The organism is Mycobacterium sp. 1245852.3 (assembly GCF_001669335.1).
Taxonomy (GTDB): Bacteria; Actinomycetota; Actinomycetes; order Mycobacteriales; family Mycobacteriaceae; genus Mycobacterium; species Mycobacterium europaeum_A.
Window position 1 is genome coordinate 1 of sequence record NZ_LZLL01000431.1, and the last position, 26,959, is coordinate 26,959.

The window sequence follows — 26,959 nt, forward strand, 5'->3', positions numbered from 1 at the left end:
ACCGGCTGGCCCACCGGCTGACCGGCCTCGGCGTCAGCCGCGGTGAGCGGGTGGCGCTGCTGTTCGGCCGCTCGGCCGAGGCGATCGTGGCGATCGTGGCGGTGCTCAAGACCGGCGCGGCCTACCTGCCGATCGACCCGGGGCTGCCGGCGGAGCGGATCGGCTTCATGCTCGCCGACGCCGCGCCGATGGTGGCGATCAGCACCGCCGGGCTGGCCGAGCGGCCGAACAGCAGCGCCACCCGCTCACCGCGGCTGACGCCGAGGCCGGTCAGCCGGTGGGCCAGCCGGTTGGCGGCCTCGTCGAGCTCGCGGTAGGTCCACGAGCGGTCGTCGCAGCGCAGCGCCACCGCGTCCGGGGTGCGCGCCACCTGCTCGGCGAACAGCGCCGGAATCGAGGCGTCGGTGGTCGCGGGCGCGGTCAGCGCCGCGCGGTTGCCCAGGGCGTCCAGGCGGGCGCGTTCGTGCCGGTCCAGCAGGTCCACCGTCGACAGGGCGCGGGCGGGATCGGCCGTCATCGCCTCCAGCACCCGCTGCAGGCGCGCGATCAGCGTCTCGATGGTGGCCGCGTCGAACACGTCGGTGCGGAACTCCACCCGCCCGCCGATCCCGGCGGGCTCGTTGTCCTCGCCCCAGCGTTCGGCCAGCGAGAACACCAGATCCATGCGGGCGACCTGGGTGTCCAGCGGTATCGAGGTCACCTGCACGTCGCCCAGGGCCAGTCCGGCGCCGGGGTCGCTGTCCTGCCCGGCGAAGTTCTGCCAGGCCAGCATCACCTGCACCAGCGGGTGGTGGGTCAGGCTTCGGGTCGGGTTGACGCGCTCGACCAGCACCTCGAACGGCACGTCCTGGTGCTCGAAGGCCTCCAGGCTGCGGGCGCGGACGCGGGTCAGCAGTTCGGTGAAACTCGGGTCACCGGCCAGGTCGACGCGGAGCACCAGGGTGTTGACGAAGAACCCGACCAGGTCGTCGAGCGCGGGGTCGCGCCGGCCGGCGATCGGGAAGCCGACCGCCACATCGGTGCTGGCGCTGATCTTCGACAGCAGCACCGCCAGCGCGGCCTGCACCACCATGAAGCTGGTCGAGTTGTACTCGCGGGCCAGCCCGGCGACCTGCTGCTGCAGGTCGGCCGGCCAGTCCACCTCGACGGCCGCCCCGCGCTGATCGGCGATCTGCGGGTAGGGCCGGTCGGTGGGCAGCGCCAACCGCTCCGGCATGCCGGCCAGCGCGTCCTGCCAGTAGGCGAGCTGCGCGGCGATGCGGCTGCCGCTGTCGGCGAGTTCGCCGAACTGCGCGCGCTGCCACAGCGTGTAGTCGACGTACTGCACGGCCAGCGGCTCCCAGTCGGGGGCCCGCCCGGCGCAGCGGCTGGCGTACGCCAGCCCCAGGTCGCGGACCAGCGGCCGCAACGACCAGCCGTCGGCGGCGATGTGGTGCACGACGGCCACCAGCACGTGTTCGTCGTCGGCGGTGCGGAACAGCGATGCGCGCAACGGGATCTGGGTGGCCAGGTCGAAGGTTTCGCGGGCCGCGGCGTCGATCGCCTCGCGCAGCCGGCCCGCCGACCAGCCGCGGGCGTTCACGTTCCGCCAGCTCAGATCGGCTTGCTCGACCGGGATCACCACCTGCTGGGGCGTTTCCCCGGTCACGGCGAACACCGTGCGCAGGCTCTCGTGGCGGGCCACCACGTCGGCCAGCGCCGCCTCCAGCGCCGCGACGTCGAGGCGGCCGTGCATCCGCATCGCCGCCGCCATGTTGTAGACCGGCGACGGTCCCTGCAGCTGGTCGAGGAACCACAGCCGGCTCTGCGCGAAGGACAGCGGGACCACCGCCGGACGCTCCCCCGCCACCAGCGGGTCGAGCCGGCCGGTGTCCTCGCCGATGCGCGGCGCCAGCTGCGCGACGGTGGGCGATTCGAAGATGACGCGCACCGGCACGCCGACGTCCATGGCGCTGTTGACCGCCGCGATCACCCGCATCGCCGAGATGCTGTCGCCGCCGAGGTCGAAGAAGGAGTCGTCGACGCCGACCCGCTCGACGCCCAGCACGTGGGCGTAGATGCCGGCCAGGATCTCCTCGGTGGGGGTGGTCGGCGAGCGGTAACCGGCCGCGGAGTATTCGGGCGCCGGCAGGGCGCGGATGTCGAGCTTGCCGTTGAGGGTCATCGGCAGCGCGTCGAGCACCACCACCGCCACTGGCACCATGTAGGCGGGCAGCCGCTCGGCCAGCTGCGCGCGGGCCTCGGCGGGATCCGCGGTGCCGGTGATATAGCCGACGAGGCGCTTGTCGCCCGGTCGGTCCTCGCGCGCGATGACGACCGCCTGGTCGACGCCGTCCAGCGCGGCCAGCGCCGAGCGCACCTCCCCGACCTCGATGCGGTAGCCGCGGATCTTGACCTGCTCGTCGGCGCGGCCGAAGTACTGCAGCTGGCCGTCCGGGCCCCAGCAGACCAGGTCGCCGCTGCGGTACATGCGCGATCCGGGCTCGCCGAAGGGGCAGGGCACGAACCGGGTCGCGGTCAGCCCGGGCCGGCGCACGTACCCGTATGCGACGCCGCGACCGGCGACGTACAGCTCGCCTACCACCCCGGCGGCCACCGGGCGCAGCCAGCCGTCCAGGACGAACAGCGCCGTGCCGGGCACCGAGGAGCCGATCGGCGGCGCCCCCGAGCCGGGCGCCAGCGGCGTGCTCATCGACGAGAAGATGGTGGCCTCGGTGGGGCCGTAGACGTTGACCATCGTCCGGCCCGGCGCCCAGCGGTCCACCAGCTCGGGCGGGCAGGGCTCGGCCCCGATCACCAGGGCCGCGGACTCCAGGCCCTGCGGCGAGAGCATCCGCACGGCCGACGGGGTCTGGCTCAGCACGGTGACCTTCTCCGCGACCAGCAGGGCGTGGAACTCCATCGGTGAGCGCGCCACCGAATCGGGCACCACGACCAGCCGCCCGCCGTGCAACAACGCGCCCCAGATCTCCCACACCGAGTAGTCGAAGGCGTACGAGTGGAACTGGGTCCACACCTGCCCGGCCGACAACTCGACGCCGACGGCCTGCGCGTCGAACATGCGGGTCACGTTGTGGTGGCTGACGGCCACGCCCTTGGGCAGACCGGTGGTGCCCGACGTGTAGATGATGTGGGCGACGTGTTCGGGCGCCGGCGCCGGCAGGGCGGTGCGCGGCTGGCGTGCCACGGCGCGGTCGTTGATGTCGATGACGATCAGGTCGTGCGCGTGCAGCTTGTCCGCCAGCGCGGCGACGGTGATCGCGGCCATCGGTGCGGTGTCGGTGAGCATGAAATCGATGCGGGCCGCCGGCAGCGCCGGGTCGATCGGCAGGTAGGCCGCGCCGGTCTTGAGCACCGCCAGGATGGCCACGATCGCGTCGGCCGACCGGCCGAACAGTAGGGCCACGGATTCGCCCGGGCCCACCCCGCGGCCGATCAGCAGGTGCGCCAACCGGTTCGACTTCTCGTCGAGTTCCCGGTAGCTGATGGACCGGCCCTCGAAGGTCACCGCCGCGGCTTGGGGGCTGCGCGCCGCCTGCGCGGCGAACAGCGCCGGGATCGACGTCGGCGTGGCGGGCCGGGTGAGCACCGCCCGGTCGGCCCAGGCGTCCAGCCGGTCGTGTTCGGCGGCGTCGAGCAGGTCGATCGACGACAACCGCCGCGCCGGGTCGCCGGTCATCACGATCAGCACCCGCTGCAGCCGTTCGATCAGCGTCGCGATGCGTGCCGCGTCGAAGACGTCGGTGTCGTATTCGACCTGCAGGCGCAGCTCCTTTCCGGGCTGGGCCTGCATGGTCAGCGGGTAGTGGGTGGATTCGCGGGTGGTGATGTCGGTGACGGCCAGCTCGTGGTCGGCGGACAATGCGCTGGCGTCGATTGGATAGTTCTCGTAGGCGAACAGCGTGTCGAACAGCTGGTCCTGGCCGGTGATGCGGTGGATCTCGTTGAGCGCCAGGTGCTGGTGGTCCAGCGTGTGGTTGTAGGCGCCTTGCAGCTGGTCGAGCAGTTCGGCGGTCGTGGTCGTGGCGGTGATGTTCGCCCGCACCGGCACCGTGTTGATCAGCAGGCCGACCATGTTCTCCGCGCCGGCGACCTCGGCGGGCCGGCCCGACACGGTGGTGCCGAACACGACATCGCCCTGGCCGGTCAGGGCGCACAGCAGCTGCGCGAACGCGGCCTGCAGCACCGTGTTGACGGTGGTGTGGCGGGAGCGGGCCAGGTCGGTGATGGACTGGCTGAGCTCGGCGGAAAGCGCGAACGATTCGACGCTTTGCCGCCCGGGCTCGGTGCGGTCCTGCGGGCCGACCAGGGTCGGGCCGTCGAAGCCGGCGAACACCTCGGCCCAGGCGGTTCGGGCGGCGTCCACGTCGCGCGCGGCCAGCCAGTCGACGAAGGCGCGGTAGGGCGCCGTCGCCGGCAGCCGCTGGCCGTAGTAGCCGGCGAAGATCTCCCCCAGCAGGATCGGCATCGACCAGCCGTCGAGCACGATGTGGTGGTTGGTCAGCACCAGCCGGTAGCGCTGGGGGGCGGTGCGCAGCAGCGCCACCCGGAAGGCGGGGTGGTCGGCGAGGTCGCCGCAGACCGCGGCGCGCTCGGCCGCGCACAGCCGTCGGATCCGCGCGTCGGCGTCGGCGTCGCCGTCGAGCTCGACGTACTGCCAGGACGCCGCGGGGTCGGCCGGGATGATCTGGACGGGCTCGTCGTAGTCGTCGCAGAACCGGGCCACCAGGTTGGGATGCCGGTCGATCATCGTCTGCACGGCGTCGCGCAACCGGTCGGGGTCGAGTGGGCCGGCGATGCTGATGTCCAGCTGCCCGGCGTACAGATCCTCGCTCGCCTGCGCGGTGTTGGCGTGGAAGAGCAGTCCCTGCTGGACCGGGGTGAGCGCCAGCACGTCGGCGATATCGTGTTGGCGCGCAAGCTGATCGAGCTGCGGCTGGGTGAGCCGGGCCGGTGCGATGTCGGACGGGGTCAGGCCGCCGCCACCGCAGCGCACGTGCGCGCAGATGCCGGCCAGCGCCTCGAACCACAATCGGCCCAGCCTGGTGATCTGCTCGTCGCTGCATGCCGAGGGCGCCCAGGTCCAGTTGGCGTGCAGCCGCGGTCCGGCCGCGGAGTCGACGGTGACCGCGTTCAGCTCGACGGTGTGCATCAGCGGCATCGGTATCGCGGTCGCCGCGCGGGTGACCGTCCAGCCATCCGGGTCGGGCCGCCACATGTCGTCGGTGAGCTCGGCCGTACCGCCCTGGCGTCCCAAATAGTTGAAGCCGATCGGCGGCTCCGGCGCGTCCAGGTCGATGTCGGGGTTCAGGTAGCGCAGCAGCCCGTAGCTCAGTGGGTCGGGCAGGGCGCGCAGCTGTTCCTTGGCGTCCTTGAGCACCGCGCCCAGCGCGTCGCCGCCGGCGGCGACCTGCGTCCAGGAGATACCTTGTAGCGCAAGGGATACCGGGTATTTGGTGGTGAACCAGCCCACGGTGTGGGACAGGTCGACGTCGCGGCCCAGTTCCTCGTGGCGCCCGTGGCCCTCGACCCCGATGCCGACCGGCGCGCCGCCGCCCGAGAATTCCGCGCATGCCAGCCCGAACGCGATCAGCAGAATGTCTTGCACGCCGGCGTGGAACGCCGCGGGCACAGCGCCGAGCAGCATGCCGGTGGTCTCGGCGTCCAGCTCCATCGAGAGGTGTCCGGCCGTGGCGAAGGTGTCGGCCTCGGGGCGCACCGCGGGCAGCACAGCGGGCGTGGCCGCCGCGGCCGCCACCCGCTGCCAGGTGTCGGCCTGGCCGACCACGTCGCGGTGGCGCGCATGCTCGGCCAGCCGTGCCGACCAGCGGGCGAACGAGGTGCCCACGGTCGGCAGCGCCACCGGCTGCCCGCCGTGCTGCTGGGCCCAGGCGATGTTCAAGTCCTGCAACAGGATTCGCCACGACACGCCGTCGACGGCCAGGTGATGAACGATCACGACCAGTTGACGGGTGGCGCTCGCCCACACCGCGCGCAGCAGCACGCCGGCGGCCGGGTTCAGCCGCGAGCGCGCCTCGATGACCGCCGCCTCGGACAGTTCGTCCACCGTGTGCAGGCACGCGCGGGCGTCCACCGCGCCGGGCTCGGGCACCGTCAGCGACCAGCCCATGGCGGGGTCGTTGTCGACGTGCAGCCGCAGCATGGCGTGGCGATCCAGCAGGGCCTGCAGCACCGTGACGACGTCGGCCTCGGTGACCGCGGCCGGGGCCTGCACGAGCATGGCCTGGTTGAACTGGGCGACGTCACCGCCGGCGTTGTGGACGTCCTGCAGCCAGCGGATGATCGGGGTGGCCTCGACCGGCCCGAGCCCCTCGTCGGCCACCGCGGTGGCGGCGTCGAGCACTTCGGCCACCCGGGCCAGCCGGGCCACCGTCTGCTCGACGAAGATGTCGCGCGTCTTGCACACCAGGCCGGCGGCACGCGCCCGCGTCACCACCTGCATCGACGAGATGCTGTCGCCGCCCAGGTCGAAGAACGAGTCGTCGACGCCGACGCGCTCGAGGCCGAGCACCTGCGCGTAGATTCCGGCCAGGATTTCTTCGATGGCGTTGTCGGGGGCCCGATACCGGTCGGCGTCGGAGTATTCCGGTGCCGGTAGGGCGCGGGTGTCGAGCTTGCCGTTGGGGGTGAGCGGCAGGGCCTGCATCACCACCACGGCGGTCGGGATCATGTAGCCCGGCAGCCGCTCGGCCAGCGCGGCGCGCACCGCGGCGGGGTCGGCGGTGCCGGTGACATAGCCGACCAGGCGCAAGGCCGCGGGGCGGTCCTCGCGCGCCACCACGACCGCCTGCTCGACGCCGTCCACCCAGGCCAGTGCCCCGCGCACCTCGCCGAGTTCGATGCGGTAGCCGCGGATCTTGACCTGCTCGTCGGCGCGGCCCAGGTAGTCCAGCTGCCCGTCCGCGCGCCAGCGCACCAGGTCACCGGTGCGGTACATGCGCGATCCCGGACCGCCGAACGGGCAGGCCACGAACCGCGACGCGGTCAATGCCGACCGCCGCCAGTAGCCGCAGGCGACGCCGGCGCCGGCCACGTACAGCTCGCCGACCACACCCGGCGGCACCGGCCGCAGCCACTCGTCGAGCACGAACGACGCCGCCCCCGGCACGGGGGAACCGATCGGCACCACGCCCGGTGCGTCGGCCTCCAGCGGTGCGCTGATCGCCGCGTACACCGTGGCCTCGGTGGGGCCGTAGGCGTTGATCATGGTCCGTCCCGGCGCCCAGCGGTCCACCAGTTCGGACGGGCAGGCCTCGCCGGCCACCACCAGCGTGACCGACTCCAGTCCCTCGGGCGCGAGCGCGCCCGCCGCGGACGGGGTTTGGCTGAGCACGCTGACCTGTTCGGCGACCAGCAGCGCGTGCAGGTCTTCCGGCGAGCGCGCCACCGATTCGGGCACCACGACCAGTCGGCCGCCGTGCAGCAGCGCGCCGAAGATCTCCCACACCGAGACGTCGAACGCGAGCGAATGCCATTGCGACCACACGCCCGAACGCGGCAGTCCCGACTCCCCGGACGCGAGCAGCTGGGTGACGTTGCGATGGGTGACGGCAACGCCTTTGGGGACCCCGGTGGTGCCCGAGGTGTAGATCAGGTAGGCGAGGTGTTCGGGTGCCGGCGCGGGCAACGCGGTGGCGGGCCGGGTGTCGACGGCGGGATCGTTGACGTCGATGACCGGGATGTCGTGGCCGTCGAGCAGGTCGCTCAGGTCGGCCGTGGTGATCGCGGCGATCGGCGCGGCGTCGTTGAGCACGAATCCGATCCGCGCCTCGGGCAGCGCCGGGTCGATCGGCAGGTAGGCCGCCCCGGACTTGAGCACCGCCAGGATCGACACGATCGCCTCGGCCGAACGCGAAAACAGCAGCGCCACAGTACGTCCGGGGCGGGCGCCCTGGCCGGTCAGCAGGTGGGCCAACCGGTTCGACGCCTCGTCCAGCTCGCGGTAGGTCAGCGAGCGGCCGGCACAGACCAGCGCGACGACGTCCGGGGTGCGGGCTGCCTGCGCGGCGAAAAGAGCTGGGAGGGAATCGGTTTGGGGCGCGGATGCGCTCAGCGCGGCGCGGTTGCCGAACGCGTCCAGCCGGGCGTGTTCGGTGTCGTCGAGCAGATCGATCGCGGACAACGCCTGGGCGGGATCGGCGGTCATCGCGAGCAGCACCCGCTGCAGCCGGTCGACCAGCGCCCGGATGCTGTCCTCGTCGAAGACGTCGGTGCGGAATTCGACGGTTCCGCCGATTCCGGCGGGTTCGCCGCGCTCGTCCCAGCGTTCGCCCAGCGAGAAGGTCAGGTCCATCCGGGCGGTCTGGGTGTCCACCGGAATCGGCGTGACATCGACGTCGCCCAGGGTGAATCCGGCCGCGGGGCCGGCGTCGTGGCCGGCGAAGTTCTGCCAGGCCAACATCACCTGGATGAGCGGGTGATGGGTCAGGCTTCGGGTCGGGTTCAGCCGCTCGACCAGCACCTCGAACGGCACGTCCTGGTGCTCGTAGGCGGCCAGGCTGCGCTGGCGCACCTGGGATAGCACGTCGGCGAAGCTGGGGTCACCGGCCACCTCGACGCGCAGCACCAGGGTGTTGACGAAGAAGCCCACCAGCTCGTCGAGCGCGGGATCGCGCCGCCCGGCGATCGGGAAGCCCACCGCCACATCGGGATTGGCGCCGATCTTGGCCAGCAGCACGGTCAACGCGGTCTGGATCACCATGAAGCTGGTGGCGTTGTGGTGGCGAGCCACATCCCCGACGCGCTGCTGCAGCCCGGTGGGCCAATCGATTTCGACGGTGGCGCCGCGCTGGTCGGCCACCAGCGGGTAGGGCCGGTCGGTGGGCAGCTGCACCCGTTCCGGCATCCCGGCCAGGGCGCCTTCCCAATAGGACAGCTGGGCGGCGATGCGGCTGTTGCCGTCGTCGAGATCGCCGAATTGGGCGCGCTGCCACAGCGTGTAGTCGACGTACTGCACCGGCAGCGGCGCCCAGTCGGGGCCGCGGCCGGCGGCCCGGCCGGCGTACGCGACCCCGAGGTCGCGCACCAGCGGGGTGATGGACATGCCGTCGGCGGCGATGTGGTGCACCACGGCGACCAGCACATGCCGGTCCTCGCCGAGCCGGAAAAGCTCGGCGCGCAACGGGATTTGGGAGGACAGGTCGAAGGTGTAGCGCGCGGTGGCGCCGATCGCCTCCTCCAGCTGGCTTGCCGACCAGGCGCTGGCGTCGACGACCTCCCAGCCGAAGTCGGCCTGGTCGGCGGGGATGACCACCTGCTGCGGCGTCCCCTCGGGGGCGGCGAACAGGGTGCGCAGGCTCTCGTGGCGGGCCACCACGTCGGCCAGCGCCGCGCCGAGCGCATCGGCGTCGAGCGCACCGTCCAGGCGCAGCGCGGCCGCCATGTTGTACACCGGTGAGGGCCCTTGCAATTGGTCGAGGAACCACAGCCGGTTCTGCGCGAACGACAACGGGACGATGGCCGGCCGCGCGCCGGCGGTCAAGGGCTGCAGCCCGTTGCCGCCCTCCCCGAGCCGGGGTGCCAGCTGGGCGATCGTGGGCGCCTCGAACACGACCCGCACGGCGAGGTCGGCGTCCAGGCTCGCGTTGATCGCGGCGATCAGGCGCATGGCGGAGATGCTGTCGCCGCCGAGGTCGAAGAAGGAGTCGTCGACGCCGACGCGTTCGGCGTTCAGGATGTCGGCGTAGATGCCGGCCAGGATCTCTTCGGTGGGGGTTTGCGGTGCGCGGTATTCACCCGCGGTGTATTCGGGCGCCGGCAGGGCGCGGGTGTCCAGTTTGCCGTTGGCGGTCAACGGAAAGGCCTCGAGCGCCATCACCGCGGCGGGGACCATGTACGCGGGCAGCCGTTCGGCCAGTGCAGTTCGGACGGCGGCGGCGTCGGCGCTGCCGGTGATGTAACCGACCAGCCGCAAGGCGCCCGGGTGGTCCTCGCGGGCGATGACCACGGCCTGCTCGACCCCGTCGAATCCGGCCAGCGCGGACTGGATTTCGCCGAGCTCGATGCGGTAGCCGCGGACCTTGACCTGCTCGTCGGCGCGGCCGAAGTACTGCAGTTGCCCGTCGGCGTTCCAGCGCGCCAGGTCGCCCGTGCGATACATGCGCGTGCCGGCTCCGCCGAAGGGGCAGGCGACGAACCGCGACGAAGTCAGCCCGGGCCGGCCGACATATCCCGCGGCCACACCGGATCCGGCGACGTAGAGCTCCCCGACGACGCCGGGCGGCACCGGCCGCAACGACCCGTCGAGCACGAACAGCGCCGCCCCCGGCACCGGGGACCCGATCGGCACCGGCCCGTGGGCCGCCGACCCGGGCGCCAGGGGCGCGCTGATGGTCACACACATGGTGGTCTCGGTCGGGCCGTAGGCGTTGACCATCACCCGGCCGGGCGCCCATTGGTCAACGACCTCGGCCGGACAGGCCTCACCGGCCATCACCAGCGACACCGATTCCAGGCCCTCGGGCGAGAGCATCGCCACCGCCGACGGCGTCTGGGTCAACACGCTGACCTGCTGGGCGACCAGCACGTCGTGCAGGTCTTGCGGGGAACGCGCCACCGATTCGGGCACCACGACCAGCCGGCCGCCGCGCAGCAGCGCGCCGAAGATCTCCCAGACCGAGACGTCGAACGCCAGCGAGTGGCAGTGCGACCACACCCCCGCGGCCGGCAGCCCGGCGTCCAGCGAGCCCAGCAGCTGGGTCACGTTGCGGTGGGTGATGGCAACGCCTTTGGGGACGCCGGTGGTGCCCGAGGTGTAGATCAGGTAGGCGACGCCGTCGGGCCCGGGCAGCGGCAGGCTCGTTTCGGGCAGGGTGTCGATGCGGCGATCGTTGACGTCGATGACGGTCACGCCGCGTCCGTCGAACCGCGCGGCCAGGTCGGCGGTGGTGATCGCGACGACGGGCTTGGCGTCGCCGAGCATGAACTCGATCCGGGCGTCGGGCGACGAGGGATCGATCGGCAGGTACGCGGCCCCCGTCTTGAGCACCGCGAGGATGGCGGCGATCGCCTCGGCCGACCGCGAAAACAGCAGTGCCACAGTCTGTCCCGGACCGGCGCCCCGCGCCGCCAGGCGGTGCGCCAATCGGTTGGACGCCTCGTCCAGCTCGCGGTACGTCACCGACAGGCCCTCGCAGACCAGCGCCACGGCCTCGGGTGCGGCGGCGACGTGCGCGGCGAACAGTTCGGGCACCGACACCGGCGGGCCGGCCGGCCCGGTCAAAACGGCGTTGTTTCCCAGCTTTTCGAGGCGGACGCGCTCGGCATCGTCGAGCAAATCCACCGACGACACCGGGTGGGTGGGATCGGCGGTCATCGCGGTCAGCACCCGCTGCAACCGCGCGATCAAAGTCTCGACGGTGGCCGCGTCGAACACGTCGGTGCGGAATTCCACCCGTCCGCCGATCCCGGCGGCCTCGCCGGCCGCGGTCCAGCGCTCGGCCAGGGAGAACACCAGGTCCATGCGGGCCGACTGGTCGGCCACCGGTACGGACGTGACCTCGAGGTCGCCCAGCGCCAGGCCGGCGGCGGGGTCGTCGTGCCCGGCGAAGTTCTGCCAGGCCAGCATCACCTGTACCAGCGGGTGGTGCGTCAGGCTGCGGGTCGGATTGACCCGTTCCACCAGCACCTCGAACGGCACGTCCTGATGCTCGAACGCCGCCAGGCTGCGCGCCTGGACGCGCTCCAGCAGTTCGGTGAAGGTGGGGTCACCGGCCAGGTCGACGCGGAGCACCAGGGTGTTGACGAAGAAGCCGACCAACTGGTCGAGGGCGGGGTCGCGCCGGCCGGCGATCGGAAAGCCAACGGCCACATCGGAACTCGCGCCGACCTTGGACAGCAGCACCGCCAGCGCGGCCTGCACCACCATGAAGCTGGTCGCGTTGTGCTCGCGGGCGAGCCGGCGGACCTGCTCCTGCAATTCCGCGGGCCAGTCCACCACCACGCTGTCACCGCGCTGATCGGCCACCGGCGGGTAGGGCCGGTCGGTGGGCAGCGCCAGCCGCTCGGGCATGCCCGCCAGGGCTTCCTCCCAGTAGGCCAGCTGGCCGCCGATGCGGCTGGAGCCGTCGTCGAGGTCGCCGAACTGGGCGCGCTGCCAGAGCGTGTAATCGATGTACTGCACCGACAATTCGGCCCAGCCCGGTGCGCGCCCGGCGCGCCGGCTGGTGTAGGCCACGCTGAGGTCGGCGCTCAACGGCGTGAGCGACAAACCGTCCGCGGCGATGTGATGGACCACGATCACCAGGACGTGCTCGTCCTCGGCGAGCGCGAAAAGCTGTGCGCGGATGGGGATTTCGGTCGCCAGATCGAAGGTATGGCGCGTCGCCGCCTTGATGGCGTCGTCCAGCTGGTCCGCCGGGTACGCGGTGGCGTCGATGACGTCCCAGCCGATGTCGGCGCGCTCGACGGGCACCACCAGCTGTTGGGGCGTTCCCTCGTGCGCCGGGAACAGGGTGCGCAGGCTTTCGTGGCGGCTCACCACGTCGGTCAGCGCGGCGGCCAGGGCGCCGGCGTCGAGCCGCCCGCGCAGCCGCAGCGCCGCCGCCATGTTGTACAGCGGTGACGGGCCTTGGAATTGGTCGATGAACCACAACCGGTTCTGCGCGAACGACAACGGGACCACCGCGGGCCGCTCGGCCGCCACCAGCGGCTCCAGGCCGGCCGCGCTCTCCGCGATGCGCGGCGCCAGCTGCGCAACGGTGGGTGCCTCGAAGACGACGCGCACCGGAAGGTCGCTGTCCAGCGCGGCATTGATCGCGGTGACCAGCCGCATGGTGGACAGCGAATCGCCGCCCAGGTCGAAGAACGAGTCGTCGACCCCGACGCGTTCCACCCCCAGGATGTGGGCGTAGATGCCGGCCACGATCTCCTCGACCGCGGTGCTCGGGGCGCGATAGTTGCGATAATTGCCAGCGGTCCGGTAGTCCGGCGCGGGCAGGGCGCGGGTGTCGAGCTTGCCGTTCACCGTCACCGGCAGCGCGTCGAGCACCACCACCGCCGCCGGGACCATGTAGCCCGGCAGTCGCTCGCCCAGCGCGGCGCGCGCCTTGCCCGGGTCGGCCGAGCCGGTGACATAACCGACCAGGCGCTTGTCGCCGGGGCGGTCCTCGCGGGCGACGACGACCGCCTGCTCCACCCCGTCGAGCGCGGCCAGGGCCGCCTGGATCTCGCCGAGTTCGATGCGGTAGCCGCGGATCTTGACCTGCTCGTCGGCGCGGCCCAGGTAGCGCAGCTGTCCGTCGGGTCCCCAGCAGACCAGGTCCCCGGTGCGGTACATGCGGGTGCCGGGTTGGCCGAACGGGCAGGCCATGAACCGCGATGCGGTCAGCCCGGGGCGGCGCCAGTACCCGACGCCGACGCCCTCGCCGGCCAGATACAGCTCCCCCACCACACCCACGGGGACTGGGCGCAGCCATTCGTCGAGCACGAAGAACGCCGCGCGAGTGACCGGTGAGCCGATCGGTGGGAATCCCGAGCCGGCCGTCAGTGGGGCGCTCTTGCAGGCCCACATGGTGGTTTCGGTGGGGCCGTACACGTTGACCATCACCCGACCGGGCGCCCAGCGGTCCACCAGCTCCGGCGGACACGGCTCGGCCCCGATCACCAACGCCGTGGAATCCAGGCCGTCGGTGGGCAACAGCCCCACCGCCGACGGGGTCTGGGTCAGCACCGTGACGCCCTCGCGCACCAGCAGGGCGTGGAACTCCTCGGGCGACCGGGCCACCGCGCCGGGGACCACGACGAGTCGTCCGCCGTGCAGCAGCGCACCCCAGATCTCCCACACCGAGAAGTCGAAGGCATACGAGTGGAACTGCGTCCACACCTGCTCGGCCGACAGCTCGACACCGATATCCAGATCGTCGAACAGCTGCGCGACGTTGTGATGCGTCACCGCAACGCCTTTGGGCACACCCGTGGTGCCCGACGTGTAGATCACATGCGCCAGATCGGTGGGCGCCGGCGCCGGCGGCGGGGTGCTCGGCTGGGCCGCGACCGCCGGGTCGGCCACGTCGATGACCACCCCGCCAAACCCCTCGAGCCGATCCACCAGGTCGGCGGTGGTGACCGCGGCCCTCGGGGCGGCATCGGTGAGCATGAACTCCACCCGTGCGCCCGGCAGCGCCGGGTCGATCGGCAGATACGCCGCCCCGGATTTGAGCACCGCCAGGATCGCCACGATCGCCTCGGCCGACCGCGAAAACAGCAGTGCGACAAACTCACCCGGGCCCGCGCCGGACTCGACCAGCAGATGCGCCAACCGATTGGCCGCCTCGTCGAGCTCCCGGTAGGTCATGGACCGGTCCTCGAACGTCACCGCCACGGCGTCCGGGGTGCGCGCCGCCTGCGCGGCGAAGAGTCCGGCAACGGTCACCGGCTCCATCGGGTCGGCCAACACGGCCTGGTTGCCCCACGCGGCCAGCCGGGCGTGCTCGGTGGTGTCCAGCAGGTCCACCGACGACAACCGGCGCTCCGGCTCGGCGGTGACGGCCGCCAGCAGCCGCTGCAGCCGTTCGATCATCGCCTCGACGGTGTCCGCGTCGTATACGTCGGTGCGGTACTCCGCCGTCACCGCGATGCCGGCGCGCTGACCGGACTCGGTGAACCGTTCGGCCAGCGAGAACGTCAGGTCCATGCGAGCGGTGTTGGTGTGCAACGGCATCGGGGTGACCTGCAGGTCACCCAGCGCCAGCCCGCCCGCGGGCGCGGTGACCTCGCCGGGGAAGTTCTCCCAACCCAGCAGCACCTGGATCAGCGGGTGGTGGGCCATGCTCCTGGTGGGGTTGAGCCGTTCCACCAGCAGTTCGAAGGGGACGTCCTGGTGCTCGAAGGCGGCCAGGCTGCGCCGCCGCACCTGGGCCAGCAGCTCGGCGAACGTCGGATCGCCCGCCACGTCGACGCGCAGCACCAGGGTGTTGACGAAGAACCCGATCAGCTCGTCGAGCGCGCGTTCGGAGCGCCCGGCGATCGGGAAGCCCACCGCCACATCGGTACTGGCGCTGATCTTGGACAGCAGGGCGGCGAACGCCGCCTGAATCACCATGAAAGGGGTCGCGTTGTGTTCGCGGGCCACCCGCTGCACCTGTTGCTGCAGCTCCGCCGGCCAGTCCGCCGCCAATCGGGCGCCGCGGTGGTCGGCCACCTGCGGGTAGGGCCGGTCGGTGGGTAGCTGCAGGCGTTCGGGCAGGCCGGCCAACGCGTCGGTCCAGTAGTCGAGCTGCGCGGCGATCCGGCTACCGCTGTCGTCCACGTCGCCGAGATACGTGCGCTGCCACAGCGTGTAATCCACGTACTGCACCGCCAGCGGGGCCCAGTCGGGGGCGTGTCCCGCGCACCGGCTGGCGTATGCCACCCCCAGGTCGCGCGCGAACGGGGTGATCGACCAGCCGTCGGCGGCGATGTGGTGCACCGCGACCACCAGCTGGTGTTCGGTGTCGGTGACGGTGAAAAGCTCTGTGTGCAGCGGGCTTTCGCTCGACAGGTCGAACGCGTACTGGGCCGCGGCGGCCATGCGCTCGCGCAGCCGGTCCTCCGGCCAGCCGCGGGCATCGACGACCTCGCAGGCGAAGCCGATCTGGTCGGCGGGAATCACCACCTGCTGCGGGATTCCGTCGGCCGCGGCGAACACCGTGCGCAGGCTTTCGTGGCGGCCCACGACGTCGGCCAGCGCCGCGGCCAGCGCACCGGTGTCCAGATCCCCGCGCAGCCGCAGCGCCACGGTGACGTTGTAAATCGGTGAGGGGCCCTGGAATTGGTCGATGAACCACAGCCGGGTCTGGGCGAACGACAGCGGGATCACCGCCGGGCGCTCCCCCGCCACCAGGGGCTCGGGCCGGTCGCCGTCGCCGCCGGCCAGCAGCGCCAGTTCGGCGGCCGTCGGCGCCTCGAAGACGGCCCGCACACCGAGGTCGGAGTTCAGGCTGGTGTTCACCGCGGCGATCAGGCGCATCGCCGACAGCGAATCCCCGCCCAGATCGAAGAACGAGTCGTCGACGCCCACCCGCTCCAGGCCGAGCACCTGGGCGTAGATGCCGACCAGGATCTCCTCGGCCGCGGTGGCCGGGGCGCGGTAGCGGTCCACGTCCTGGTATTCCGGCTCCGGAAGGGCCTTGCGGTCGAGCTTGCCCGACGAGGTCATCGGGAATTCCTCAAGCGCCACAATGTGTGTCGGCACCATGTATTCCGGCAGCCACGCGCTGAGCCGCTCGCGCACCTCGCCGATCTTGGTGTTGGTGCGGGGGTCGTTGGCGTGGCTGGTGCGCCGCCGGGACCCGGTGGGGGGCAGGTAGACGTCGGTCAGGGGCGCGGCGTAGTTGGGGTCGCCGGTGTCGACGAAAACGGCGCTGAGGGTGCCGGGTACCGCACCCCAGGTGACCGCGACGCGATACCCGGCGGCCTCGCCGATGCGGTGCACCTCTTCGGCGACGGCGGCGCCCGACACGGCGTCGGCGGCCGCGAGCGCGTCGGCCACGGGTTGCCCCTCGGCGAGCGCCGTTTCGACGCGAACGTCCGCGATGACCCCGGCGTGCGGGATGTCGGTGACGCGCACAACGGCGGGACGCTGGGACGCCAGCACGTCGCCCAGCCCGTCCGAGCCCGCGCATTCGGTCCACGACCAGGTGGGCGCGTCGCCCACCGAGCGCACCGCCGCGGGCGCTTTGCGGATGACGACGTCGTACCGGTAGCGGTTGAGTTCGTTGTCGGCGAAGCCGCGTTTGACTTCGATGTCGACGCCGCCGGCCGACGGGCAGCTGACCGCCCAGGTGGTGAAAAACTCTGGCGCCAACAGCAATTCGGTCTCGCCGAGCATGGCGTGGCGGACGCGCTGACGGATGTCGGCGGCCTCGGTGGCGGCGGCGCCGCCGCGTGACAGCGCGATCGCGGTCTGGAATGCGCCCTGCAGGCTGTGGTTTCGCACGTCACCGATGAACACGGCCCCGCCGGAGGCCAGCAGCTCCATGGCGTTGTCGATTACCTCGGCCAGATAGCCCGCGTTCGGGAAATACTGGACGACCGAGTTGAGGATGATGGTGTCGAAGTGGCCGCGGGGCAGCCCGTCGGTGACATGGGCCGGCTGGGTCCGCAGCTGGACCCGGTCGCGCCAGGGCAGCTGCAGCTGCTCCATTGAGCGGGCCAGGTTCTCGATGGCCACCGGGGAGAAATCGGTGGCCAGATATTCGTCGCAGTGCGGGGCGAGCTGCGACAGCAGCAGCCCCGAGCCGGCGCCGATCTCGAGCACGCGTCGCGGTCGCAGGTCCGTGATCCGGTCCACCGTGGCGGCCCGCCACTCGATCATCTCCGCGAGCGGGATCGGGTCGCCGGTGTAGCTGCTGTTCCAGCCGCGGAAGTCCATGCCGAACCGCGACTCGAGGTCGGCGCCGTAGAGATCGTCGTAAAGGTGTTGCCACTCTTCGACGTTATCCTCGTCGTGGTCGGCGCCGATGGTGTGGTCGAGCGTGACATAGGCGACCAGATGCGAGCCGGTGGCGCTGTCCAGCACGGTGACGGCGGCCTGGGTGACCTGCGGGCAGGCCAGCAGGGTGTTCTCGATTTCGCCCAGCTCGATGCGCTGGCCGCGCAGTTTGATCTGGCTGTCGGCGCGCCCGACGAAGTCCAGGTCCCCGTCGCGCGTCCAGCGCACCAGGTCGCCGGTGCGGTACATGCGGTCCCCGGGGCCGCCAAATGGGTTGGCCACGAAGCGTTCCGCGGTCAGGTCCACCCGGCCCATGTAGCCGTGCGCCAGCGCCGGCCCGCTCACGTACAGCTCGCCCACCACGCCGACGGGAACCGGCTTCAGCCAGGCGTCGAGCACCACCGCGCACACGCCCGGCAGCGGGGTGCCGATGCGAACCGGCCCCTCGGCCGACAGCGGCGCGCTGAGGGTGACCCAGATGGTGGTCTCGCTCGGGCCGTAGACGTTGAACATCCGCCGACCGGGCGCCCAGGCGGCGACCAATTCCTTCGGGCAGGCCTCGCCGCCGACCATCAGCTTGTCGAAGCCGGGCAGCCGGGCGCGATCCAGCGACGACAGCACCGTCGGGGTCAGGAACGCCGCGTTGACGCGCTGGCTCTGCAGCAGGGCGGTCAGCGGCTCGCCGGCGTACACCTGCGGTGGCGCCACCACCAGCGCGGCGCCGGCCGCGGCCGCCAGCACCATCTCGCCGACCGACGCGTCGAAGGTCGGCGAGGCCACCATCAGCACCCGGGTGTCGGTGTCCAACTCGGACGCTTCGCATTGCGCCGCAGCCCATCCCAGCAGGCCGGCGTGGCTGACCAGCACGCCTTTGGGGGCGCCGGTCGAGCCCGACGTGAAGATCGCGTAGGCGCTGTCGCGAGCGGTCAGCGGCGCCAGACGGTCGGCGTCGGTGATCGCCGCGGCGTCGTAGCCGGACAGGTCCAGGCCGTCGATCCGCAGCACGGGGCGCGCCCCGGCGCCGGCGGCCTCGTCGGCGCCACGCGTCAACACGCACACCGCGCCGATGGCATCCAGCACCGCGGCGACCCGCTCGACCGGATGATCCAGGTCCACCGGCGCGTGGATGCCGCCCGCCTTGACCACGGCCCACCAGGCGACCACCAGTTCCGCGGACCGGCCCACCGCGACCCCCACGGCGCGCTCCGGACCCACACCCGCGTCAATCAGCTTGCGCGCCAACCGCGTCGACCACTCGTCGAGTTCGCGGTAGGACAGTTGCCGCGCACCGTCGACCACCGCCGGCGCGTCCGGGGCGATCGCCAGGGCCGCGGCCAGCCGCTGCGGCGCCACCCCGACCGGCCCGGTGACACCGGCGCCCGACAGCCGCGTCAGCACCAGCTCGCGCTCGGCGCGGTCCAGCAGTTCGACCGCCGAGAGCCGCCGGGTGGGATCGCTGGTCATCGCCACCAGCACACGCTGGAATCGGTCCAGCAGCGAGGCGATGCCGGCGGGGTCGAACACGTCGGCGTCGTACTCGACGTGCAGCCCGAGTTCGCGACCGGGCAGGGCCTCGACGGTCAGCGGGTAGTGGTTGTACTCCCGGTTGGTGAACTCGGCGATGGCCGGCCCGTCCGGGCCCAGCGTCATGCCGCTCTCGACGGGGTAGTTCTCGTAGACGAACAGCGTGTCGAAGAGTTGATCGTGACCCGTGACGCGGTGAATTTCGCTGAGCGCGAGGTGCTGGTGCTCGAGCGCGTCGTTGTGGCTGCTCTGCAACTGGGCCAACAGGTCTGCGGTGGTGGTGCTCGCGCGGATGTCGGCGCGTACCGGCACCGTGTTGATCAGCAGCCCCACCATCTGTTCGGCGTCGTCGACCTCCAGTTGGCCGACGCGCGATCGCGGGGTGCCGAAGACGACGTCGTGCTGGCCGGTCAGGGAGGTCAGCACCACGGCCCAGGCCGCCTGCAGGACGGTGCTGACGGTGGTGTGGCAGGAGCGCGCCAGGTCGGTCAGGGCCTCGGTGATTTGCTCAGGCACACAGGACTTTTCGAAACCGCGGTCGCCTTGGCCCAGCCGGTCCTGCGGTCCGACCAGGGTGGGTGTTTCGAAGCCGGACAGCAGCTGGCCCCAGGCGTCCCGGGCGGCGTCGAGGTCTCGATCGGCCAGCCAGGTGAGGAATGCCCGGTAGGAGCCGGCGGCGGGCAGCCGCTGGCCGTAGTAGCTGGTGAAGATTTCCCGCAGCAGGATCGGCAGCGACCAGCCGTCGAGCAGGATGTGATGGTTGGTCAACACGAACCGGTGCCGGCCGGCCGCGGTGCGGATCAGCGCCACGCGGAACGCGGCCTGACCCGACAGGTCGCGCACCGCCGCGCGCTCGGCGGCGCACAGCTGCTCGATCCGCCGGTCGGCGTCGGTGCCGTCCAGATCGAGGTACTGCCACTGCACCCCCGGATCGGCGGGGATGATCTGGACCGGCTCGTCGTAGCGGTCGCAGAACAGCGCCGCCAGGTGTGGATGCCGGTTGACGACGGTGTGCACGGCGTCGCGCAGGCGGTCGGGGTCAAGCGGCCCGGTGAGGGTGAAGTCGAGCTGCACGGCGTACATGTCGTCGCTGCCCTGCGCGGTGCTGGAGTGAAAGAGCAGTCCCTGTTGCAGCGGGGTCAGCGGCAGGATGTCGGCGATGTGGTGCTGGGTCGCCAGCTCGTCGATCTCGTGCTGGCTCAGCCGGGCCGGCGCGATGTCGGACGGGGTCAGGCCGCCGCCGCCGGCGCGCACATGCGCGCACACGCCGGCCAGGGCCTCGAACCACAACCGGCTCAACCGGGTGATCTGTGCCGCGTCGAGAACCGATGGCGCCCAAGTCCATTCGGCGTGCAGGTGGGGTCCGGTGCCGGTGTCGATGGTGCCGGCGTTGAGCTCGACGGTGTGCATCAGCGGCATCGGCACCGCCGCGGCGGCCCCGATCAGGGACAGGCCCTCCTGGCTGATGCGCCAGCCCTCGCCCGCCGAATCAGACGCCGCGCCTTGGCGTCCCAGGTAGTTGAAGGCGATCGACGGGTCGGGGCCGGCCAGCTCGACCTCGGTGTTGAGGTAGCGCAGCAATCCGTAGGTCAGCGGATCCGGCAGGGCGCGCAGCTGCTCTTTGGCGTGTTTGATCACCGCGCCCAGCGCCGGGTCGCCGGCCACCACCTGGGCCCACTCGAGCCCGGCCACGCCCAGTGCCACCGGGTATTTGGTGGTGAACCACCCGACGGTGCGGGACAGGTCGATGTCCGCGGCCAGTTCCTCGTGCCGCCCGTGGCCCTCGACGTCGATGCCGATCGCGTCGGCGCCACCCAGGAATTCCGCCCAGGCCAGGCCGAACGCGATCAGCAGGATGTCCTGGATGCCGGCGTGGAACGCGGTCGGCACGTCGCCGATCAGCGCGCGGGTCGTCTCGGCATCCAGTTCCACCGACAACCGCCCGGCTGAGGCGTAGGTATCCACCTCGGGGCTGGCCGCCGGCAGCGCGGGGGGCGTGGCGGTCACCTTCTTCCAGGCACCCAGCTTGCTGACGACCTCGGGGCGATGCGCGTGCTCGGCCAGCACCGCCGACCACCGGGCGAACGACGTTCCCGCCGACGCCAGCTCCACCGGCTGCCCCGCGCTGTGCAGCGCCCAGGCAATGTTGAGGTCTTCCAACAGGATCCACCACGACACGGCGTCGACGGCCAGGTGGTGAATGATCACGGCCAACTGGCCGGTGGCCTCGAGCCACAGCGCGCTCAGCATCACCCCGGCGGCCGGCTCCAGCCGAGCCCGCGCGTCGGCCAGCGCCTCGTCGGACAGCTCGTCCACCGATCGCAGGCAGTCCTGCGCCCGCACTGACCCGGGCTCGGGCACCCGCAGCGACCAACCGCCGGCCTCGTCGTCATCGACGCGCAGCCGCAGCATGGCGTGCCGATCCACCAAGGCCTGCAACACGATTGCGACGTCGGCCTCGGTCACCCCGGCCGGGGCCTGGACCATGACGGTCTGGTTGAACTGATCGATCGGGCCGCCGGCGCTTTCGATGTCGCGCAGCCACCGCATGATCGGGGTGGCCAGCACCGGGCCGACGCCCTCGTCGACGACCTCGGCGGCCCCGTCGCTGACGCCGGCCACCCGGGCCAGCCGGGCCACGGTCTGTTCGACGAAGACGTCTCGTGGCCGGCACGTCAGGCCGGCGGCGCGCGCTCGCGCCACGACTTGCAGCGACAGGATGCTGTCGCCGCCCAGTTCGAAGAACGACTCGTCCACGCCGACCCGCTGCACGCCGAGCACCTCGGCGTAGATGCCCGCCAGGATTTCCTCGACGGCGTTGCTCGGCGCGCGATACTCGCCCGTGCTGTATTCGGGCATCGGCAGAGCGCGGGTGTCCAGCTTGCCGTTGGCCGTGAGCGGCAGCGCGTCCAGGCCGACCACCGCGGCCGGCACCAGGTGCGCCGGGAGCCGGTCGGCCAGCGCGGTGCGCGCCTCGGCCGGGTCGGCGGTCCCGGTGAGGTAGCCCACCAGACGTTTGTCGCCGGGCCGGTCCTCGCGGACGATCACCACGGCCTGCTCGACACCGTCGAGTGCGGCCAGCGCGGCCTGGACCTCGCCGAGTTCAATGCGGTAGCCGCGGATCTTGACCTGCTCGTCGGCGCGGCCCAGGTAGCGCAGCTGACCGTCGGCATCCCAGCACGCCAGGTCGCCGGTGCGGTACATCCGGGCGCCCGGCGCGCCGAACGGGCACGCCACGAACCGCGAGGCCGTCAGCCCGGCCCGGCCCACATACCCGGCGGCCACCCCGTCACCGGCCACATACAGCTCACCGACGACGCCCGGTGGGAGCGGACGCATCCAGCCGTCGAGCACGAACAGGGCGGCGCCGTCCACCGGGGACCCGATCGGCGGGATGCCGGATCCCGGCCGCAGCGGGGCGCTGATCGCCACACACATGGTGGTCTCGGTCGGGCCGTAGGCGTTGACCATCACCCGGCCGGGCGCCCACTGGTCCACCACCTCGGCCGGGCAGGCCTCGCCGACCACCGCCAGCGCCACCGACTCCAGCCCCTTCGGCGACAGCATCGCCACCGCCGACGGGGTCTGCGTCAAGACGCTGACTTTCTCGCCCACCAGCACGTCGTGGAACTCGTCGGGGGAACGGGTTACGTCTTCGGACACCACCACCAGGCGGCCGCCGCGCAGCAGCGCGCCGAAGATCTCCCAGACCGACACGTCGAAGGCATACGAGTGGCACTGCGACCACACGCCGGCGGCGGGCAGGCCCGCGTCCAGCGAACCGATCAGCTGCGTCACGTTGCGATGAGTCACCGCAACGCCTTTGGGGACGCCCGTGGTGCCCGAGGTGTAGATCAGGTAGGCGATATCGGCCGGGTCGGGCACCGACAGCGCCGTCGCGGGCCGGGCGTCGATGCGCGGATCGTTGACGTCGACGACGGTAATGCCGAGGCCGTCGAACCGCTGCGCCAGATCGGCGGTCGTCACCACGGCGACCGGCTGCGCGTCGGCAAGCATGAATTCGATCCGCGTCCCCGGCGACGACGGGTCGATCGGCAGGTAGGCCGCCCCGGTCTTGAGCACCGCGAGGATACTCGCGACCGCCTCGGCGGACCGCGAAAACATCAGCGCCACAGTCTGTCCCGGCCCAGCGCCGTGGGCCACCAGGTGATGCGCCAACCGGTTCGACGCCGCATCGAGGTCGCGGTACGTCACCGATGCGCCCTCGCACGCCAGCGCCACCGCCTGCGGCGCCCGGCTCACCTGCGCGGCGAACAACTCGGGCACCGACATCGGCGCGGTCGCCGAATCGGTCAAAACCGCCGTGTTGCCAACCTCTTTCAACCGGGCACGTTCGTCGGCATGCAGCACGTCCAACGACGACAACTGCCGGTCCGGACCGGCGGCGATGGTCGCCAGAATCCGCTGCAGCCGCTCCCCCAGATCCGAGACGTCGAAGTTGGCGAAGGGTTGCCCGGTGCCGACCGTGCTCAGGAACTGCTGATCGCCGAATCCGAGGAAAAACAGCCCGAAATGGCCCACCGGGCCGAAGCTGGTGTACTTCGCGGTCGCCGGGACGTCGCCCAGGCTGAGCGTGAGGCGCGCCGGCACGAAGTTGACGACGACGCGGTTGGGCGCCTGCCTGGGTCCGTTGAAGTGGCCTTCGCCGTCCAGCGTGCGCGTCGGAAACTGCTGATGCCGCAACGCTTCTCGTGACCGCGCATCGACCTGACGGCAGAAGTCGGCAAATGTCGTGTTCGGCGCAGCCTTCAGCGCCAGCGGCACCACCCCGGCGAGCATGCCGGGATGCGTCTTGGACTCCGGATCGACTCGCCTGCTGACCGGGAAGTCGAGCACGACCTCGTCCGAGCCGTCGGCCGACCAACCGCGGACCAGCAGTGCGCACGCCGCCGTGAGCACCGAGGACCGGCGGATGCGCAGCGCCTTGGACAGCTCCTTGACCTTGCCGATGACGGCCTCGTCCAATTGGACTGGCGGAGAAGGCGAATACGGGTCCCGCCCATCGTCGGCGACCGTCGACGGGTAGTCCACCCCGGCGCCCGATGGCCGGTGAGAGGCCCAATATTCCTGATCCTCAACGAATTTGGGAGATGTCTCGTACTCCAGCTCGCCGCTGGCGAGGTCGTGCAGCGACCCGAAGAAGGCGGGCGGAATCGGTTTCCCGGACGCAAGCGCGGAGTAGATCGCCGCGATCCGCCGGCCCACCAGGGCGATGCCCATCCCATCGATGGCGATGTGATGGCAGGTGGTGAACCAGTAGTACTCGTCGGGCGCGGTCCGGAACAGCGCGAACTTGATCATCGGGCCGGTGAGCGGCATCGGCGTCCGCTGAATCGACGCGGCCGTCTCGCGAACTTCCCGCTCCGGGTCGCGTGAGTCGGTCAGGTCATAGAAGACCAGATCGACATCGTCGTACTCGACGGCCTTTTGGAAGACCTGGCCGTCCACCTCGAAGAACGAAGCCCGCAGGCTCTCAGCCTCATTGACCACATGTCGCATAGCCTCGTGCAACAAACCGGTGTCGATGACGCCCTGGATATGGACGAGGACACCCAGCTGCCAAGCCACGTCGAAGTAGCCCGTTTGCAGCGCCAGCCAGATGTCGAGCTGACCCCGCGTCACCGGAACAGCCCGGTCAACACGCTCCACTAAACGCCCCCCACCAAGAGTTCGACCCCGAAACCCTTCATACCGACACCGGTCTAATGATCACAAACCGGCGCGGTCAGCGTGTCGCGCAGACTTTTCGCCCGTATATCGGGCCAGGCTTCTTCGATGTAGTGCAGGCATGTGGCGCGGTCGGCTTCCCCAAAAACTACCCTCCAACCGGCGGGAATGACAGCGAAGGTCGGCCAAAGACTGTGCTGTTCTTCATTATTGACCAAGACGAAAAATTGGCCGTTGTCGTCATCGAACGGATTGAGCGACACCGATGGACCCCCTAACACCCGAGACATAGATTTACCAAGCCGTGCCGCGGATAACCCCGAATATCGTTGCGGCGCTTGAGGATTGATCCGTCAAGCCCGGCCCGTATGTCGACCTGCCCAGGCGCCCGGCGTCAGCGCCGGTGAGCTCGGACGGCGGGGGCGGCGCGACGACATCATGGTCGCGGTGACCATTCCGGCACCTCGCCGACAGATAGCGTTCATCGGCAGTGCACTCCTCATGAGCTACCACTGCGACCGTCGGCGTCGCGATCCACGGAATCGACAATACCCAGCCAATACTGTGCCAAACATATGAATTCCGTTCTTGCATAACCGATCCGCAGTCATACTACTGACGCACCGATTTTTGCTGCTTAGCAAAAGTAACGTGTCATGCCTGCGCCAGGTGCACCTCCACTTCCCGAACGCGACGCCGGGTGCGATTTCGCTTGTCGACGCTGACCAGCGATCTTTGCCGCCATCCGCGGCCGAAAACCTCGCTTACGCATTCGAAAAATATTTGCCGGTGCGGTCGGCATGCGTCCAGTGCCGGCGCGCGTGACACCGGGACCACCGATTGAGTTCGGGTAGGCGTCCAGCCCGAGCGCTTTCAGCTGCGCGTTTGTGACTCTGCACTGGGGACCCCGGCCAGCAGGACGCGACGTCGCATCCGGCCGCCACCATGCAAAAACGTACGGACGCTTGCTAAAACGCGGCCGGCTGCGTGGCGAACCACTGATGGCGACCCCGGCCGCGCCATAGCTACACAGAGCCGAACCGGCCCACCGTGGCTGCCCCATCGCCTGTCCTCATCATTCGGATGTCGCCGAGTCGAATCCGCGCCTCAAGCCAGCCTCGCACGATTTGCCAGGGGCCGCTCAGCGCCATCCACGCGGGGCCGTAAACAGGCACGTTGTGATTGATGTCACGGCCATCCGGCACGGAAGATGTTCGCCGGCGCTCGGGCGTCGGCCCGGTCCGCTACCTCCGATGCGCGGCTTCGGCGATCCGAGCCGGGCGACGGCTCGGCACGCGGACCCCTCTCTCACCTGCCGCGCTGTCGTCGAGCGGCCGAGCCCGAATCCGTTGACCACAACCGGGTTTGGCGCACACAGCGGATTCATAGCCGACTTTGCGGCACGCAAATACTCGAGTGCGTACTCGGGGAATGGCGGCGTTTAGACGCCGCCATCGACGGGTAGAGCCCCGAACCATGTGGGGGTCAGTGCTGGGCTTGGGGATCCTGGCTGCGCTCAATCCGGTCCGCCTCGGCCTCGCCTTATTGATGATCTCTCGACCGCGTCCCGGGGCGAGCCTGCTCGCCTACTGGCTCGGCGGATTGACGATATGCATACCCGAGTTGCTCGTCCCGCTGCTGCTGCTGAACTTCACGCCGATGTTCGCACACCTCGCGCACGGTTCGGCGTCCCCGTCGACGAGCTCGGCCCTCGGCCGGATTCAGATCGGCCTCGGTGTGGTCGTCCTGTCGGTCGCCGCACTGATGACGGTCCGCTTCCTCACCCGCCGACGGACACGCCAACCCGCGCCCGACGCCGACCGCACGCCGGAACTGTCGATGGTCTCGGGTGCACCGATCGCAATGCCGCGGCTGCTGACGCGGGTCCAGGAGGCGCCGGCCGACGACCCCTCCCGATTCCGGCGCCTGCTCGGCCGCGTCCACAGCGCCTGGGAAAGCGGGGCGTCGTGGGTGGCGTGGGTGATCGGCATCATCTCGGTGCCGGTCGACGGCGTCCTGTTCATCGTGGCGATCATCGCGGCCTCGGGTGCATCGGTGAGCGCGCAGGCCGGCGCGTCCGTCGCATTCGTCATCCTGATGTACGCCGTCGTCGAGATGATCCTGGTCGGCTACCTCGTCAGGCCGGCGCGAACGCAGTCCTTGCTGTTGGTGCTGCACGACTGGGTGCGCAGCTACCACCGGCAAATCCTGGTGGGCCTGTTCGCGGTGGTCGGGGTCTCGGAGCTGGCCCAGGGCCTGCACATCCTCTGAGCGGAACCGCTCACCGAATCAGGGCGTCCGGTGGCGGATCCGGGG

General features: G+C 70.9%; 2 protein-coding genes and 2 pseudogenes. 2 read left to right on the forward strand and 2 right to left on the reverse strand.

The window, feature by feature from the left end:
* Positions 1 to 50: 50 nt before the first annotated feature.
* Positions 51 to 149, forward strand: a pseudogene (locus tag A9W96_RS32745) (hypothetical protein); the annotation flags it as partial.
* On the opposite strand, the pseudogene A9W96_RS19055 reads toward A9W96_RS32745, so the two are convergent.
* A pseudogene (locus A9W96_RS19055) lies at positions 149 to 24,598 on the reverse strand (non-ribosomal peptide synthase/polyketide synthase); the annotation flags it as partial. The pseudogenes A9W96_RS32745 and A9W96_RS19055 sit on opposite strands and share 1 nt — an antisense overlap.
* 80 nt (positions 24,599 to 24,678) lie before the next feature.
* Complete coding sequence (locus A9W96_RS19060) at positions 24,679 to 24,906, reverse strand: MbtH family protein (protein WP_067142077.1); 228 nt, start codon at positions 24,904 to 24,906, stop codon at positions 24,679 to 24,681.
* Positions 24,907 to 26,119: 1,213 nt separating this feature from the next.
* Between A9W96_RS19060 and A9W96_RS19065 the strand changes: the two genes are divergently transcribed.
* Positions 26,120 to 26,914 carry a GAP family protein gene (locus tag A9W96_RS19065; RefSeq protein WP_067142080.1) on the forward strand — a complete coding sequence of 265 codons (795 nt, stop codon included), beginning with the start codon at positions 26,120 to 26,122 and terminating at the stop codon, positions 26,912 to 26,914.
* The last annotated feature ends 45 nt before the right edge of the window (positions 26,915 to 26,959 follow it).

Excerpts from the sequence above, each read along its gene's own strand:
- A9W96_RS19065 (WP_067142080.1), top strand. The coding sequence starts at position 26,120 with ATGTGGGGGTCAGTGCTGGGCTTGGGGATCCTGGCTGCGCTCAATCCG.